The following is a 15,247-nucleotide window of genomic DNA, read 5'->3' as shown; positions in this document are numbered from 1 at the left end:
GATAAAGCTTGTTAAACAGTAAAATTCCAATGGAATTGTCTGAGTTAAGATGCAAGAACTCAAACTGGTGACCAAGTTTCCGCCGGGAAATAACTCCTATCAGGGTGCGAAACTTAAATAATTAATTATTAACGGAGGCTAGTATATGGAAAGAGAAAAAATTATTAATGATGCAAGGACAAAGGCGGAAGGTTACTTCCAGAGAGGTGAGTTTTTTTGTTCTGAATCTGTGATCCACACTCTCAATGAGTTGCTTGGCTGGCCTTTTGATCGTTCAATTACCAGATTGGCTTCAGGCTTTCCGATCGGGATCGGAAAATCGGGTTGTGTTTGTGGAGCCATAAGTGGCGGTGTAATGGCATTAGGGATGGCTTACGGAAGAGATCATGGCAATACAATGAATAGCAAAATGTTACCTATTGCTGCAGAACTTCATGATCATATTAAAAATTTATATAGAAGCACTTGCTGCCGAGTCATTACAAAAGATTTAGTCTTTGATTCTCCTGAACGCAAAGCTCACTGTGTGAAAATAACCGGAGAAGTTGCGGCTTGGGTAACAGACAAATTGTTGGATGATGAAGAGCTAATTAATACAATTAAATCTGTTAACATATAGGAGTTTAGTTTTATGAATTTTAACTCAATACAAACGATAACAGTAGCAGGGCTCTTTTTGCTATTCGGCTATTACCTTCAGAGTAAGGCAATTTGGCTAAGAAAATTGTACATCCCAGCTCCATTTATTGGAGGTATTTTGGCTTCTGTTCTCTTTCTTTGTTTAAAAAGTATTGGACATGTTAAATGGAATTTGGATTATTCTATGCTTCCTGTGTTTGTTGCTGGATTCTTTGCTTCAATTGGACTAAGAACAGATCGTGCTTTTTTAAAAAAGGGTTATAAAGGTCAATTCCTATTTTTAGGGATTGTTATTTTTGTGGCATTATTTCAGAATGTAGTCAGTTTATTGGTTAGTAAGGCTGTAGGCTACAATCCATTTCAAACGGTTATATTTGGGTCAATGGGCCTGATGGGGGACGCTTCTGTACTCAAGGGGGTTCCCAGTCTAATATCAAAAGGGCATGCTTATCTTGGGTTGTTTAATGGCTATTCGGTGTTTGGAAATATTTTTGGTACGGTCCTAGGGGGGTGCCTTTTTATTTTATTAAAGAAGCGAACCCAATTGGAATTGCCTAAAATGACACCAATCGAATTTAAGCCATATGAATTCTTACAACATCTTTTAATTTTTTTATTGACTATATGTCTGGGTTTGCTTCCTACACAATTTGGGTTTGGTAAGTGGATTAATCCGGCAGGGGGTTCTTTTCTAGCAGGGCTTATTATCCGACAAATGTTTGAATTAACGGGTAAATCTCCGATCCAATCACCGAAAGTAAATATAATTGGTAATTTTTCTTTATCCATGCTTTTAATCATTTCTTTCATGTCAATGGACCTAACCGCACTTGCGAAACTTAATACTACCGCTATTTTAATTTTTGTCCTGCAGGCTTGTATACTGATGTTTTTCAGCTTTTATTTAGTCTTTCGTTTTTACAACAGAGACGCATTAGCCGCCTATGTAGCTTCAGGGTTAATTGGATTTAGTTTGGGAATGCCAGCAAGTACTATGTCTACCCTTCAATGTATTGGAGAACAGGAAGGGGCTATTCCAATAGTTTTATACATTGTTCCTCCAGTGGGTGCTTGGCTTATTACTGTGTTTAATCCCTACATTATTAAGTTATTCCTTTAGTGTCTTTCAATAAAGGTGTACCTAATTGTGTGTTATGAATTTAATCATCACATCAAAGGTAATTCTGTTGCCCATTTAAAAACCAGCACTAATGGACCATCACCGTAAAATTCCTTAGTAAGTGCAAGAGCCGCACTAAACGTTTGCTAATAACGGAAAATCGTTCCTGACCGGTGGTAGGGGGTTTGCTTTTGTGAATTTGACGGTCCTCGATCGCGGGGCTGTTACGTTTTGCTCCCAGATAGACGCTGAATCAGCGTCTTTTCGTTTCTCTTGAAACAATTAATCCGGATTTTAAGCCCCCCACTTCTATAAGTGGGGGTGGGTCCTTCGTAAACTTCAGGTGGGGTAGAGTCCTCCTTCGCCGCTAAGTATTCCTATTGGGAAAGGCGGCTCGGCAATAATGTCCACTGGACATTATTGTATCTGGAGCATCGATGTTCAGCTTTAGCTGAACGAGTTCACTGGGGATATTCTAAATATAATTCCCCGCTTTGAACAAGGTTCCTTGTGTAATAATAAAATGGATACAGGGTAAGATAAGAATATTGTATCCACTTGTTTTGCAATAGTCATCAGATCCCTAGGCTATACAAGTTTGCCTAAGTACGTATTGTACCACCTTCAAAACACAATTTTTTAAAAATTAAGAAATTGGACGTTGAAAATGTTATACTTTATCCTAACAATTAGTACTTTAATTACTTTCCTTATACTATTAATATTAGTCCGTTTTATAGGGAGTACTCAATTAACTCAGTTGACTTTTTTTAATTGGGTAGCAGGAGCTGCAATGGGAAATCTCGCGGCAAATATGATTGCTTCACGAACTATTAAGGAATGGTTCCTTTCATGTTATACTCTAATTCTATTTTCAATTATTTCGATCATTGCAGCAATAATATCTTTAAAATTCCGTTTGTTTCGACGAATTACAAATGGTGAGCCTATTGTCCTTATTCGTAAAGGAATTATGCTTAGAGAAAACTTAAGAAAAACAAAAGTCAATCTGGATGTTCTTATGATGTTACTACGGGAAAAAGGTTATTTTTCTTATTCAGATATCGAATATGCTATTTTAGAGACAACAGGGAATTTGAGCATTCTCCCCAAACAGGAAAACCAATCTGTCTCTAAAGTCGACCTTGTTGAGGGGCCTGACCTTTCACCAGAAGGGCAAGGCCCCTTTGTGGAAATCATTATTGATGGGGAAATAGATTATGATAAATTAAAAAGTACAAAACATGATGAAAGATGGTTACAAGAACAACTTAATAAATTAGGAACTAATTTACTGGAGGATGTTTTTTATTTAGCAGTAAATTTACAAGGTGAAATTATTGCAGATTTGCATAGACGGGAGTCTAAGAAGGGAAGAACTAATAGGTAAATTATGGATTGACTATTAAGAGCGTTTCCCTCTCTTAATAGTCAATAAGAACTTGAAACAAGCGTTAAGTATTAAGCTCCTGGAGGTCAGTAACTAAGTCCTTCGGTATAAACGATACAGTCCAACCTCAGTGTTCATAGGATTCAAGCAAGCTTATGGTCTTCTTAAATCTCCCAAGCTGGAAGAAAAGAATGGAGTATAATTTCTTAGTTTTCTCTCTAACGCATCCTGTTTTTGAGTTAAAAAGTACTAGGGGCCTTTGTAGAACATTGAATCAGTGGAATTCTCTTCTAGATTCACCCTATTCTCGGGATTCATTGTTCGATCTTGCTTGATTTTCGTTTTCGTCCACTGAATACGATAAATAATAGGATAAGGGATCACTTTTGGCAATGTACGATAACATCTTAGAAAATCTTGTTTTAAAGGTCATAGGATCGATCACCTCCCATTTTTTGTTTTATGTTTACCGCAATTTGGAATGTTATACGGTTTAATTATTGATGAGTCATTTATTAATTGATTGTGGAGGTCTTTCGAGCCAACCTTCTTTAATTGATAATTTCACACCATCCAAATAATAAAACTTTAAGTCATTTGAAATTTTGGAGATCTTCAATATCAAGTCATTTCTAAGGCATGAGGTTGATGCTTGCGCTATCATAGTAAAGCAAAACATACCTAAGCACATATTAACAAAGAATAACATTAACTTATCAGAAAATGGAGACGTTTCAATATCAGATATCTGATAATCACTCGACGATGATATTGGGATATTTTCTTCGTCAAGAACATGAGTTAATACATCTAATACTCTTTGAGTCTCATCTCTACCTTTATTGAAATGTTGTGAGATGTGATGTGTTTTAGATATTTTACTAAAAACAACAAAAACCATTTTTGAAAACTGTGCTCGATCTATTATTTTAGATAAATTAGCAATCTCACCAACATTAATAGGTCTTTTATCACCGAAAATTCCCTTTAAAAAGTTCATTTTATCTACTAAATCAACTTCGTTGTCTATAGCAACTTTTGGAAAGCTCAAATAAACATCCTTCGATATCTTAATTTCTATAATTATATTTTGCATTTCGATATTATGTTCTAAGCTTGTCTGAAAATACTCTCTAATATCATATCTTACACAATCAATTAATGCATTTGATAAAACACTTATTGAGAATAAAACTAAATCGTAACAGAAAAACAATATGAAATTATCCGAAAAAATCTTGGCGGCTTCTGTGCATACATCATCATCTGTAAAACCTAAGGGAACAGTAATATTCTCTTGAACTAGAATATTATTAATACATTCAATATCCTTCATTCGATGATTCAGCATCTTTCGAATAATTTTTCTTATTTCAAAATCTTCCGCAGTCTCTAAAAAATATTCTAGAAATCGAATTTCCATGCTATTTTTCATAAATGCGGACCAAATAGCATTAATTTCATTGGCTGTTAAGGCATCTTTACTTATTTTAGAACGCATAATCTCACTCCTTTGAATCTATTATTGCTCAAAGGGCATATTTTATTTAGGAAATCCTAGGCATTTGGCTGAATGGCAGATTTCTTTACCACGGTATTGATAACTATTAGCACAATCAGTAAAACTGAAATTGATCCACAGATCAAAACTCCAATACCAGCTCCCCATCTTTGCGAAATGCTCCCAACAAAAAGATTTCCAATGGGGGTAGTCCCTAAAAATGCAAACGAATAAACACTCATGACTCTGCCCCGGAATTCGTCGGCGGAATTAAACTGCATGGTTGAGTTTGCTGTAGTCATGAATAAAATGTTTGAAAACCCAATAAAGGCTAACATGACAGAAGCTAGAGGTAGAAGGTGGACAAAATATAGTAGTGTGAGAAAGGCAGATACGGCGAAAGCACTGCCGAAAAGCAGCCTCAACCTAGGTTTACCTTTAGCCCAAGAAGCTACTATAAGTGCTCCAATGAGTGAACCTGCACCACTGGAAGATAAGAGAAAACCATATCCGCCAACCCCTTGTTTAAGTACCTCTCCGGCAAACAAGGGGATAATCACATTATAGTTCATTACAAAAGTACCGACTGAGAGCATACATAGGACAGCGCTGCGCAGAAAGATTGAATGTCTGATATACATTAACCCTTCATAAATTTCGGTCAGTACTTTCTTAGGTACTTTTTTAGCTTCAAAGGGTTTTGTTTTAATCAAGTTGATTGCAATTAGGACGGGAATAAAACTGATACCATTTAGGATGAACAATGGGCCTGCTCCATATTTATCCATTAACAAGGCAGCTATGGCCGGTCCAATCATTCTGGCGACATTAAAAATGGACGAGTTAAGTCCAATTGCACTTCTTAGATCTTTTTTTTCTACTAATTCCGGCATGAAAGATTGACGCGTAGGTTGATCAAGAGTGTTTACGAGTCCAAGGAAGATAGCCAAAGTGAAAATATGCCAATAGGTTACATGGCCGGACAAGACCAGAATGGCCAAAATGAATGCAAGGATCATTAGGCATGCTTGTGTAAATAGGAGTATTTGTTTTTTAGGGTAACGGTCGATAATGACTCCGGCAAAAAGTGAAAAACACATGACTGGTCCAAATTGTGCCACTCCGAGCAGACCTAATAATAGTGCAGATTTGGTCAAAGTATATGCCAGCCATTGTTGGCCAGTCGTATCCATCCAAGTGCCAATTAAAGAAATGCATTGGCCAAGCCAAAAGTAACGAAAATTTCGTTGAGTTAATGCAGGGTATGTTTTCTTGAGTTTTGCTAACACTGTTTAACCACTCATTTCATCCAATTTCGGATTCCTCTTTCCTCTATCATCCGTTCAATTTCATAAGCATACGAGGGTTTTTGCCGGACAAATTTAAGGGGAATAAGCTCGCTATTAGTGAGCTAATAGACACCTCTAAATACCATTATCAATACTACTATTATATGTAGTAGTATTGATAATGGTATTTTATTTAATAATATTATGTTTGTCAATTTTAAAATTTGATTGCAGGAAGTGCCATGTCACCCTTTAAGGCAAATCCAAATTGCCTTGTAAATAACATTTTGGCAATTTCAAGAAAAGAATCACATGACAAAAAGAGATGCTGTTCCTTTTGAGGTATTGGCATCTCTTAATACTCTATTTCTAGTTTTCACTTTGGATAATGAGCGGTCTCCTTTGCATCTGCCCCTTCGGGCAAATAAATTCTTGTTCGAATCATTCCGGCAAACTCCTCATTTTTGAAATAGCTACTATAGGTAATAACCATCCCAAAGGCTACTTTGGTAAAGGATTTTAATTCCCCGGTTTTAAAGCGTGCTATAAAGTCCCCAATCTTTTGGCGATTTTCTTCCTTGTGACAGTCTAAAGCCCACAAACCCACAACAGGTTTACCATAGAACTGTTCCTCAAATTTATTGGCCCATATCACATTGAAATCTGCATCAGTAACCAAAAGTCCAGCAGAAATATCTTTAAAAATCTCACCAAAATTCATTCCTATACACCTCCAACTACCTTGTTCTGTTATTTGTGCATTAACGTTACTTGATACCGTCTTGAAATTTGCATCGATCCTTTATGTTTCATTTGTTGAATTAATCATAAAGGATTAAACTTGTTTTAACAAGCTGGTTAATTATTATCGGATCGCCCTACTATTACGTAATGGCAAGAAGAAAATGGGATAGGATGGATTGATGATATCTATACTAATTATTTTTTATACTATTGATCGAACCCTTTCGGTGCTTGGTGTGTATATATAGTAGATTAATAGATAGGAGGGGTATTGTTGACTTCATTAGCCTTTGTAAAAGATGGCAAGATGCTGAGTTCGACAGAAAATGGTGGATTAACTTACACTTCGTTCACCTGTACAAAGGATAAAGTGATTAATAAGCAAGAGAAGACAGCGAGCAATTACATAATCAAAGACATAAATGGCTCGACATATATGTTCTTTGAATGGAAAAGCGGAGATTATATTTTTAGGAACATGCCTTCTAGTTATTATGTATTGAAGAAGGTTGACAATAAAGATTATTCTAATTACCAAGTAGAACAAATTACCCATGATAAAATTGATTATCCGCTTGTCGGTTATCGGGACTCCGGCAAGAGTTGCTGTTTTCTTGACTCAGACAATTTTTCTGGCCTTGTTTTTTATAAAACATTAATTAATTTAATAAGAATAAATAAGGCAAGGTAGAAGGAAGGTAAAGTTTATTTAGCGAAATATCGTATATCTTAAGTGGATTCGGTTATTAAGATAATTGTCTTAGAGGTGGATGGGAGTCTAAATGTTAATACATTTAAAGTATGGTACTGGTGAGGTGATCAGCCTGAAAAGGTCTGCCAAACGATATATGGTTTTGTTCAGCCTAGTAGGATTAGCCCTGATATCTTGGGCTGGTATTGAATTGTTCCGTCCTTTAGATAAGTTGCCATTAGGACAATCACTTAAGATTTCCAATATTTCTTGCCCAAGTGATAAGGACAACGATGGTGTCAGTGATTTACAAGACATTGTGAATGGTGCCAGAGCGGAAGTGAACAGAAAGCCTCAATATCGCAGTGCTTATTATCAAAGGGGATTTCCCCCTGACAATGAAGGCGTGTGTACAGATGTTGTATGGAGGGCTATGCGTGATGCGGGTTACGATTTAAAATCATTAGTGGATAATGATATCCGGGAACATCCTGCCAAATATCCTCGGATTGCGGGTAATCCCGATCCAAATATAGACTTTCGTCGGGTTCCTAATTTAATTGTTTTCTTTCGAAGGTACGGAACGGAACTTACAAAGGATATAAAACCCGGGGACGCTGAAAATTTATATCAGTGGCAGCCCGGAGACATTGTTACTTTCGATAATCCTCATGAACATATTGCAATTATCTCAGATAAACGGAGGAAAGATGGCGTACCATACTTATTACATAATGGGGGTCCCACGGCGAGCGAAACGAATCAACTTCAAAGTTGGCCTTCTAAAATAACCGGCCATTTCCGATTTCCAAAGTTTTAGTATGACTGACATCTGTGCCAAACCTCACTCGCCTAAATGGTGGGTGGGGTTTTTATATGATCAGAGTGAAATTGCTATCATTATTTTTACTTCAAATTCAAATAATATAGAGAGATTCGGAAAAATAAATATCAATAAGGAGTTAAAGAATATGATTTATGACGTAATTATTATAGGTGCAGGCCCAGCAGGCATTAGCGCCTCAATTTATGCTGTTAGTAGAGGAGTACAAACGTTGGTCCTCGAAAAAAAGCAGGTAGGTGGAACTATCCGACAAGTTTCAAACGTAACTCATTATTCGGGAATTACAGAAAATGAAACTGGTAAGACTTTTGCGACTAGAATGTATAATCAAGCTATAGAAGCAGGGGTGGCTTTTAAATTTGAGGAAGTAACTGCAGTGAATCTGGAAGCGGAGATCAAAGAAGTAGAAACTAATAAAAGTAGATACCAAACCAGAACAGTAATCATTGCCAATGGTACTACGCCAAGACATCTTGATATACCAGGTGAGCAAGAACTTATCGGAAAAGGGGTAGATTATTGCTTGTCCGATGATTTAAGCTTATATAAGGAAAAGGAAATATTTATTGTGGGTGGCTCCGATGGTGCATTAAAAGAGGCATTGTTTTTATCGAAGTTGGCAAAACAGGTTACCCTCATCCATTTTGAAGAAAAGTTAGGAGCTATAGTAGAGTTTACATCAAAAGCGGAAAAAACTTCGAACCTGAAAATTTGTCTTCATTCCAGAATTACCAATATTAAAGGGCGTACGAGTATTGAAACATTGGAGATTACAGATATAAATACCAATGAGACCGAAATCGTGGAAGCTTCAAATAGTTATGTATTTATCTATGCTGGGTCAACACCTAATTCCTCAATGTATTCTACGCTTAATAATGTGAATGGATATATCGTTGCAAATGAGAAAATGCAAACTAATATTCCTGGTGTCTATGCAGTGGGTGATATATGCAAAAAAGAGGTGAGACAAATTGCTACAGCCGTTTCCGATGGGGCAATTGCGGGGATTCAGGCAGCGGCTTATCTGAAATGTTGATAATTATCAAAGGAAAGGTTGAGAGTTTATTGATTTAGAAAATAGTAGGGACGAATAATCGCCAGATTGCTCTATATTTTTATGGAGGGTCTGGCCTTTTCGTTTTTTCATTTATTTATACTTTTTCTAGAGAGAGGAAATTCTATTAAAATGCAGAATATGTAGAAATAACTAAATATCGCTCGAAATAACGCATAGATAATAAGATTTATTAATACAATAGCGAATTTGAAAAACAGCTATCTTCGAGTTTGGGGACGAATTGACGGGAGATTTGATATGAAAATAGATGAAGAATATAATTCATGGAACCTTGAACAAGACGTTCATAGCAATAGTGAAGAGAGATTTCGTCTCTTATTTGAAAATATGATGGATGGTTTTGCATATCATAAAATGTTCTATGATTGCGACGGCAACCCGATTGATTATGTGTTTTTGGAAGTTAACTCCGAATTTGAAAAACATACTGGCCTGAAGAGGGAAAATGTAATTGGAAAACGTGTCCTTGAAATATTACCGAATGCGAGTGAGTATTGGATCGAAACTTATGGTAGAGTAGCCCAAACGGGGATTGCAGAAACTTTTGAAAACTATTCTGCGTCACTTTGTAAGTGGTATGTGATTAATGTTTATTCTCCTCAAGCTGGCTATTTCGCTGTCATAATACGGGATATTACTAAAAGAAAAAACGATGAGGAAGAACTAAGAAAAACAAGGATGAGATTAGAGGAGGCCCAGGAATTTGCTAATTTAGGCTTCTGGGAATTAGATAGAATCACTGGAGAAAATCTTTGGTCTGATGAACTCTTTCGAATATGTGGTTTCAAGCCGCAAGAGTTTGTACCGGTCATTCAGGATTTTATAAAATTAGTGCATCCTGACGATAAAGAATTAATAATAAAAATCATGCGAAATCCTATAATTGATACAAGTCCTGAAATAGATTTTAGAATAATTAGATCGGATGCTGAAAACAGATGGGTTCATGTAAAAATCAAATATCGTCAAGATTTGTCCGGAAAATTAGTTCGAACTTACGGGATTGTTCAAGATATAACAGAGCGAAAACTGAGCGAAATTGACCTGAAGGAAAGTGAAGAAAAATTTAAGGAACTTGCTGAAAATCTCGGTGAAGTGATTTGGGTTCGGCAGAACGAGCAGCTTGTTTATATTAATCCTGCCTACGAGAAGGTATGGGGGAGAACGTGTCAAAGTTTATATGATGACCCCGATTCTTTTCTTGACGCCATACATCCTGGAGATAAAGAAAGAATTGTCCATGAATATACGGGAGAAAAGCGCACTGTCAAAGGGTTATTAAATGAACAGTATAAAATTATCAGGCCAGATGGAACAATCAGATGGATTTGGGACAGATCAATGCCTATACTTGACAAAGATGGAAAAATGATTCGATGTATAGGTATCGCTGATGATATAACAATAATTAAAGAGTATGAAGAAGAATCCCTAAAAAACAAGATGGAAAAGGAAATGGCTCACCTCGATCGATTGAATTTGGTCGGTCAGATGGCCGCTGGTATTGGTCATGAAGTCAGGAACCCAATGACTACTGTAAGAGGATTTTTGCAATTATTATCCCGCAAAGAAGAATGCACCAAATATCGGGATTTTTTCGCCCTGATGATAGAAGAATTGGATAGAGCGAATTCGATTATTACGAACTTCCTTTCATTGGCCAAAGACAGGGTTGTTGAATTAGAAATGCAAAGCATAAAAGAAATTGTTGAAAACTTATTCCCATTAATCCAAGCTGATGGTTTGGTTAGCGACAAGTATATAAATCTGGAACTTGAAGACGTAGAGAAAATCCCTTTAGACAAAAAAGAAATACGACAGCTGGTTCTGAATCTTGTTCAGAACGGTACGCAGGCAATGTCACCGGGTGGGACTATGAAAATAAGAACATTTATGGATAAAGAAGAAATTGTATTATCCGTTGTTGACGATGGTGAAGGGATACCGCAAGAGGTGCTTGAAAAACTTGGCACTCCATTCTTTACTACAAAAGAAAACGGAACGGGGTTAGGATTGGCGGTTTGTTACAGCATTGCAGCTAGGCATAATGCAAAAATTGAAATTGAGACATGCTCAAAAGGAACTACTTTTTTTGTACGGTTTAGAAGAGGCTAATTTTACCCGGAAAACTATGTACCCCAGAATATCAAAAAGGATTTCTGGAGAATTACATAGAATAATGTAAATTCTTAAGGAAATTTAATGATTATATTTGGGTGATATATCTTAAAAATAATTAGTCATGTGCACTCATGCAAAGAAGGCACAAGTAATTTGGGAAATGTCCATATATAAATAAAAATTGGAAATGGGTGGAATAATCTTTTCAAAGTGGGATACTGTATTGCAAGCTGGATAAAAAATAGTATTTACTATATCAGAGGGGTATAGGGATGACTATGTATTTTGAAGAGACCCAAAATAAAAGTATGCCTTCTATAGTATTTATTCATGGTGGGGGAATAAGCGGATGGATGTGGTATAAGCAGATTGAGCATTTTAGCGATTACCATTGTCTTGTACCTGATTTACCAGAACACGGGAAAAGTATAAATGAAGGGCCGCTAAATCTAAGAGATTGTGCAGACCGCATAGCGGAACTAATCGAAAACAAAACGAATAATCGTAAAGCTCATGTGGTTGGCCATTCCCTTGGAGGTAAAGTTGTAATCGAACTCCTCGCCAGACGTCCGGATTTAGTGGATCATGCCGTTGTAGCCAGTGCATTATTTAGACCAATATATCTGTTGAGTCTTGTCCATAGACCTTTTATCTATAAACTCTCTGCGGCTATGTTAAGAAATAGAGCAATACTATTATTTCTAGCTAAGCAGTTTAAGTTTCTTGACAAAGTGGCAATTGATAACTTGATGGCTGATTTTAGTAGACTGACCGGAGATTCACTATTCAGATTATACGACCAGCTCTATAAATTCGGAAGAATTCCATTTTTCGAGCTAAAACATGCCAACGTCCCGACTTTAATATTAGCCGGAGAAAATGAACCAAAGGCCATGAAGCAGTCTGTAGAGGACATAGGGGAGGCTCTTCCTAGATCAAGAGGTATTATAATAAAAGGGGCTGGCCATACATATCCATGGGTTGCATATGATAAATTTAATGAGTTAATTAGAACATGGATTAATGATAAAATGTAGTAAAATAAAGCTATTATATAGGTAAGTGATTATGGTTGTATAATATTTGTAATACTATCAGGAGGGTTGGTCTTGGCTGTTTTTGATGATTTCATGCGCAAAAAAACTATGAATATCAAAGAAACGCTTAAGCAGCTACCTCTAAGCCCAGGTGTCTATATGATGATTGATTCACTGGGAAATACAATTTATGTTGGTAAGGCGAAAAGGCTAAAAGATAGAGTATCCCAGTATTTTAGAAATCAGAAGGAAAGGGCACCTAAAGTTGAAGAAATGATAAATAACACATATGCCGTAAAATATCTTGTTACGGATACTGAATTAGATGCTTTTATTGAAGAATGTCGGCTTATAAAGGAAATAAAACCCAGATATAATAAGCTAATGAAGAACTCAAGTAATTATCAATACATAAAAATTCCTGCTGAACAATATCCAAAAGTTTTGGTAGTAAAAGAAAAATATGATGACGGTGCATTATATTTTGGCCCATTTACAAGCCGTCATTCAGTTGAGACTACAATAGCTTACTTGAACGAGTACTTTCCAATACGAAAATGTACAAGTCCCGGATTAGCAAAGACAATAAATGGTTGTCTATTCAAGCAGTTAGGTGCCTGCTTAGGTGTTTGTACTGGCCGGATTAGACCGGAAGAATACAGTACTCATATTGAAAGTATTCAACGTTTTCTTAATGGGGATAATTTGTCGGCTATCGAGGAACTTCTCAATAGTCTTAATTCGGCAATTGAAAATCTGCAGTTTGAGAAAGCAGCCCAATATAAAGAGTATTATTTGGGACTAAAGCATATTATTGGTAAACAGAGATTGGTCAAATCTTCGATAAAAAATAGAAATATTTTAGCAATTGAATTTGTAAATCCTGACCATCCAAAATTGTTCTTTATTAAAGGAAATAAGTTATTTTACAGAGAAGTCATTGATACCAGAAATAAAAACATTTTAGAATTAAAACGCCATATAAAACAAACCATCTTGAATAAGTTTGGGCAAGTAAACAAAATTATGCCAAGATTATCTCAAAATGATATTGATGAAGCGCAAATTATTTATTCGTATTTAAAGAACCGTAAGAAAATAATATGCTTTTCTATACCAGCTAGCTATTTTAAAAAAGAAGAGACCTTTAATATTGATATTAAAGTTAACAGGATTGTGAATAGAATTACAATGGGTAATTAAAGCAATTAGATAAAACATCATCTTGAAGCCTTGAACGTTCCGAGCTTAAGGAAGATGTCGCATTGATAAGAGTGAATGTCTTTGATGAAACAAATGGCCGATATCAAGTGGATAGCGATGGAAAAGAAAAGTTGTTGATTTAGCGAGGTATGTAAGTTTGGGATAATTATTGGAATGATTGGTTAGAAGTCTCTTGTTTCCAGCCCTACCGGACAGTGATCGGAACCTAAAACAGAACTGTAGATTTTTGCTGCTACAAGCTTATCCGTTAATCTTTCAGAAGTGCAAAAATAGTCAATTCTCCAACCTGCATTTCGTGCTCGAGCATTAAAACGATAAGACCACCAGGAATAGGCATCTTTCTGCTCAGGAAAGAAATGCCGATAAGTGTCGACAAAGCCAGATTCCAAGAGTTGAGAGAATTTTGAGCGCTCTTCGTCTGTAAATCCGGGGTTTCGTTTGTTGGACTGAGGATTTTTAAGGTCTATTTCCTGGTGGGCTACATTAAGATCACCACAAAAGATCACAGGTTTATGAGTATCAAGATTTTGGATGTATCGGCGAAAGTCGTCTTCCCATGTTAATCGATATTCTAGCCTAGCCAGCTCGGTTTGTGAATTTGGGGCATAAACGTTGACAAGGAAAAACTCGTCATACTCTAGAGTAATTATCCGCCCTTCCCGGTCATGCTGTGGAATACCCAGCCCTAAAGTGCAATTTATTGGTTTGTTTCGGGTAAAGATTACAGTGCCTGAGTATCCTTTTCTTTCTGCAAAATTATAATATTGGGTATAGTCATCTAAAGTAAGTTCAATTTGCCCCTCGGACAGCTTTGCTTCCTGGATACAGAAGATATCGGCTTGCATTTTATTGAAAAAATCAAGAAAACCTTTGGTAAGGCAAGCTCGAAGGCCGTTGACGTTCCATGATATTAACTTCACAAGCAATTCCCCTCATGTTTTTTTCATGACAATATTATACTATAAAGAACTAATCCTCAAAGCACTATTTCATCATGGATATTTCAAGGTTGCCCATGATAACCTAAAAAGATGGACAACCTCATAAATGCTTTGATAGAGACAAGATGCACATTCACCCAGCTTCTTGTTTACCTTATTACTCTTTTGGCACCGACATATGCTTTCCACCAGTATGAGCTAAAGCTGTTTATTGTTACGCCTTTGTGACTAGTGGCATTAATAAATTTACCATTACCAAGATAGATTCCAACATGAGTTACAGTATGACTTGAATTAAAGCTGAAGAAAACTAAATCACCTGGTATAAGACGGCTAGCTGGAATATAAGTTCCTGTTTTATACTGGTTGGTACTTGTTCGCGGAAGATTGATACCTCCTGCCTTGAAAGCATCCATTGTAAGGCCAGAGCAATCAATACCTCGATAGCTTGTCCCACCTAAAACGTATCTGGTACCAATATAACTTTCGGATTTCACTATAACTTTGTGAACTTCTGCGGAACGAGTTGAACTTGTAGAAGCACTTGCTACTGGAACACAAGATAAAACTCCAATTAAGACTGATATAATTATTGTTGTAAATTTCTTCATCATGGTAACCTCCA

At 36.4% G+C, this 15,247-nt stretch carries 14 protein-coding genes; 9 read left to right on the top strand and 5 right to left on the bottom strand.

The window, feature by feature from the left end:
- Positions 1–145 precede the first annotated feature (145 nt).
- The 3 genes from B5Y67_RS05455 to B5Y67_RS05445 all read left to right on the top strand — a co-directional run bounded on the left by B5Y67_RS05455 (position 146) and on the right by B5Y67_RS05445 (position 3,149).
- On the top strand, positions 146–619 hold the full coding sequence (locus B5Y67_RS05455) for a C-GCAxxG-C-C family protein (protein WP_088225506.1): 474 nt from the start codon (positions 146–148) through the stop codon (positions 617–619).
- Positions 620–631: 12 nt separating this feature from the next.
- Positions 632–1,759 carry a sodium/glutamate symporter gene (locus B5Y67_RS05450; RefSeq protein ID WP_088225505.1) on the top strand — a complete coding sequence of 376 codons (1,128 nt, stop codon included), beginning with the start codon at positions 632–634 and terminating at the stop codon, positions 1,757–1,759.
- Positions 1,760–2,426: 667 nt separating this feature from the next.
- Positions 2,427–3,149, top strand: coding sequence for a YetF domain-containing protein (locus B5Y67_RS05445; protein ID WP_088225504.1), 723 nt, complete (start codon positions 2,427–2,429; stop codon positions 3,147–3,149).
- Between the two features lie 508 nt (positions 3,150–3,657).
- On the opposite strand, the gene B5Y67_RS05440 is transcribed toward B5Y67_RS05445, so the two are convergent.
- The 3 genes from B5Y67_RS05440 to B5Y67_RS05430 form a co-directional block, all read right to left on the bottom strand.
- On the bottom strand, positions 3,658–4,650 hold the full coding sequence (locus tag B5Y67_RS05440) for a DUF3231 family protein (protein ID WP_088225503.1): 993 nt from the start codon (positions 4,648–4,650) through the stop codon (positions 3,658–3,660).
- A gap of 56 nt (positions 4,651–4,706) precedes the next feature.
- Complete coding sequence (locus tag B5Y67_RS05435) at positions 4,707–5,939, bottom strand: MFS transporter (RefSeq protein WP_088225502.1); 1,233 nt, start codon at positions 5,937–5,939, stop codon at positions 4,707–4,709.
- Between the two features lie 376 nt (positions 5,940–6,315).
- Positions 6,316–6,660 (bottom strand): hypothetical protein, encoded by a 345-nt coding sequence (locus B5Y67_RS05430; protein ID WP_088225501.1) that lies wholly within the window; start codon positions 6,658–6,660, stop codon positions 6,316–6,318.
- A 297-nt stretch (positions 6,661–6,957) separates the two neighbouring features.
- Here B5Y67_RS05430 and B5Y67_RS05425 point away from each other — a divergent pair, with 297 nt between their 5' ends.
- From B5Y67_RS05425 to B5Y67_RS05400, 6 genes are all read left to right on the top strand, one after another.
- The gene (locus B5Y67_RS05425) at positions 6,958–7,374 is read left to right on the top strand and encodes a hypothetical protein (protein ID WP_088225500.1); all 417 of its coding nucleotides are present in this window, start codon (positions 6,958–6,960) and stop codon (positions 7,372–7,374) included.
- Positions 7,375–7,465: 91 nt separating this feature from the next.
- Entirely contained in the window at positions 7,466–8,194 is a 729-nt protein-coding gene (locus tag B5Y67_RS05420) for a DUF1287 domain-containing protein (RefSeq protein WP_242975870.1), read from the top strand.
- A gap of 151 nt (positions 8,195–8,345) precedes the next feature.
- A complete protein-coding gene (locus tag B5Y67_RS05415; protein WP_088225524.1) occupies positions 8,346–9,257 on the top strand; it encodes an NAD(P)/FAD-dependent oxidoreductase in 912 nt (303 codons plus the stop codon).
- A 279-nt stretch (positions 9,258–9,536) separates the two neighbouring features.
- The gene (locus B5Y67_RS05410) at positions 9,537–11,414 is read left to right on the top strand and encodes a PAS domain S-box protein (RefSeq protein WP_088225499.1); all 1,878 of its coding nucleotides are present in this window, start codon (positions 9,537–9,539) and stop codon (positions 11,412–11,414) included.
- Between the two features lie 278 nt (positions 11,415–11,692).
- Positions 11,693–12,457 (top strand): alpha/beta hydrolase, encoded by a 765-nt coding sequence (locus B5Y67_RS05405; RefSeq protein WP_088225498.1) that lies wholly within the window; start codon positions 11,693–11,695, stop codon positions 12,455–12,457.
- A 72-nt stretch (positions 12,458–12,529) separates the two neighbouring features.
- Positions 12,530–13,660 (top strand): GIY-YIG nuclease family protein, encoded by a 1,131-nt coding sequence (locus B5Y67_RS05400; RefSeq protein ID WP_242975869.1) that lies wholly within the window; start codon positions 12,530–12,532, stop codon positions 13,658–13,660.
- 182 nt (positions 13,661–13,842) lie between these two features.
- Here the strand turns inward: B5Y67_RS05400 and B5Y67_RS05395 are convergent, their stop codons facing one another.
- Together B5Y67_RS05395 and B5Y67_RS05390 are read right to left on the bottom strand one after the other, a co-directional pair.
- Complete coding sequence (locus tag B5Y67_RS05395; RefSeq protein ID WP_088225497.1) at positions 13,843–14,601, bottom strand: exodeoxyribonuclease III; 759 nt, start codon at positions 14,599–14,601, stop codon at positions 13,843–13,845.
- Positions 14,602–14,771: 170 nt separating this feature from the next.
- Positions 14,772–15,236 (bottom strand): C40 family peptidase, encoded by a 465-nt coding sequence (locus tag B5Y67_RS05390; protein WP_088225496.1) that lies wholly within the window; start codon positions 15,234–15,236, stop codon positions 14,772–14,774.
- Between the last annotated feature and the right edge of the window lie 11 nt (positions 15,237–15,247).

The sequence above is a fragment of the Desulfosporosinus sp. FKB genome (assembly GCF_002196705.1).
Lineage (GTDB): Bacteria > Bacillota > Desulfitobacteriia > Desulfitobacteriales > Desulfitobacteriaceae > Desulfosporosinus.
This window is presented reverse-complemented; position numbering and strand designations above follow the sequence as displayed.

Bases quoted from the DNA above. Each gene is read 5' to 3' on its own strand.
- B5Y67_RS05440 (WP_088225503.1), bottom strand. From the start codon at position 4,650: ATGCGTTCTAAAATAAGTAAAGATGCCTTAACAGCCAATGAAATTAAT.
- B5Y67_RS05405 (WP_088225498.1), top strand. From the start codon at position 11,693: ATGACTATGTATTTTGAAGAGACCCAAAATAAAAGTATGCCTTCTATA.
- B5Y67_RS05445 (WP_088225504.1), top strand. From the start codon at position 2,427: ATGTTATACTTTATCCTAACAATTAGTACTTTAATTACTTTCCTTATA.
- B5Y67_RS05415 (WP_088225524.1), top strand. From the start codon at position 8,346: ATGATTTATGACGTAATTATTATAGGTGCAGGCCCAGCAGGCATTAGC.
- B5Y67_RS05450 (WP_088225505.1), top strand. From the start codon at position 632: ATGAATTTTAACTCAATACAAACGATAACAGTAGCAGGGCTCTTTTTG.
- B5Y67_RS05410 (WP_088225499.1), top strand. From the start codon at position 9,537: ATGAAAATAGATGAAGAATATAATTCATGGAACCTTGAACAAGACGTT.
- B5Y67_RS05455 (WP_088225506.1), top strand. From the start codon at position 146: ATGGAAAGAGAAAAAATTATTAATGATGCAAGGACAAAGGCGGAAGGT.
- B5Y67_RS05430 (WP_088225501.1), bottom strand. From the start codon at position 6,660: ATGAATTTTGGTGAGATTTTTAAAGATATTTCTGCTGGACTTTTGGTT.
- B5Y67_RS05390 (WP_088225496.1), bottom strand. From the start codon at position 15,236: ATGATGAAGAAATTTACAACAATAATTATATCAGTCTTAATTGGAGTT.
- B5Y67_RS05420 (WP_242975870.1), top strand. From the start codon at position 7,466: ATGTTAATACATTTAAAGTATGGTACTGGTGAGGTGATCAGCCTGAAA.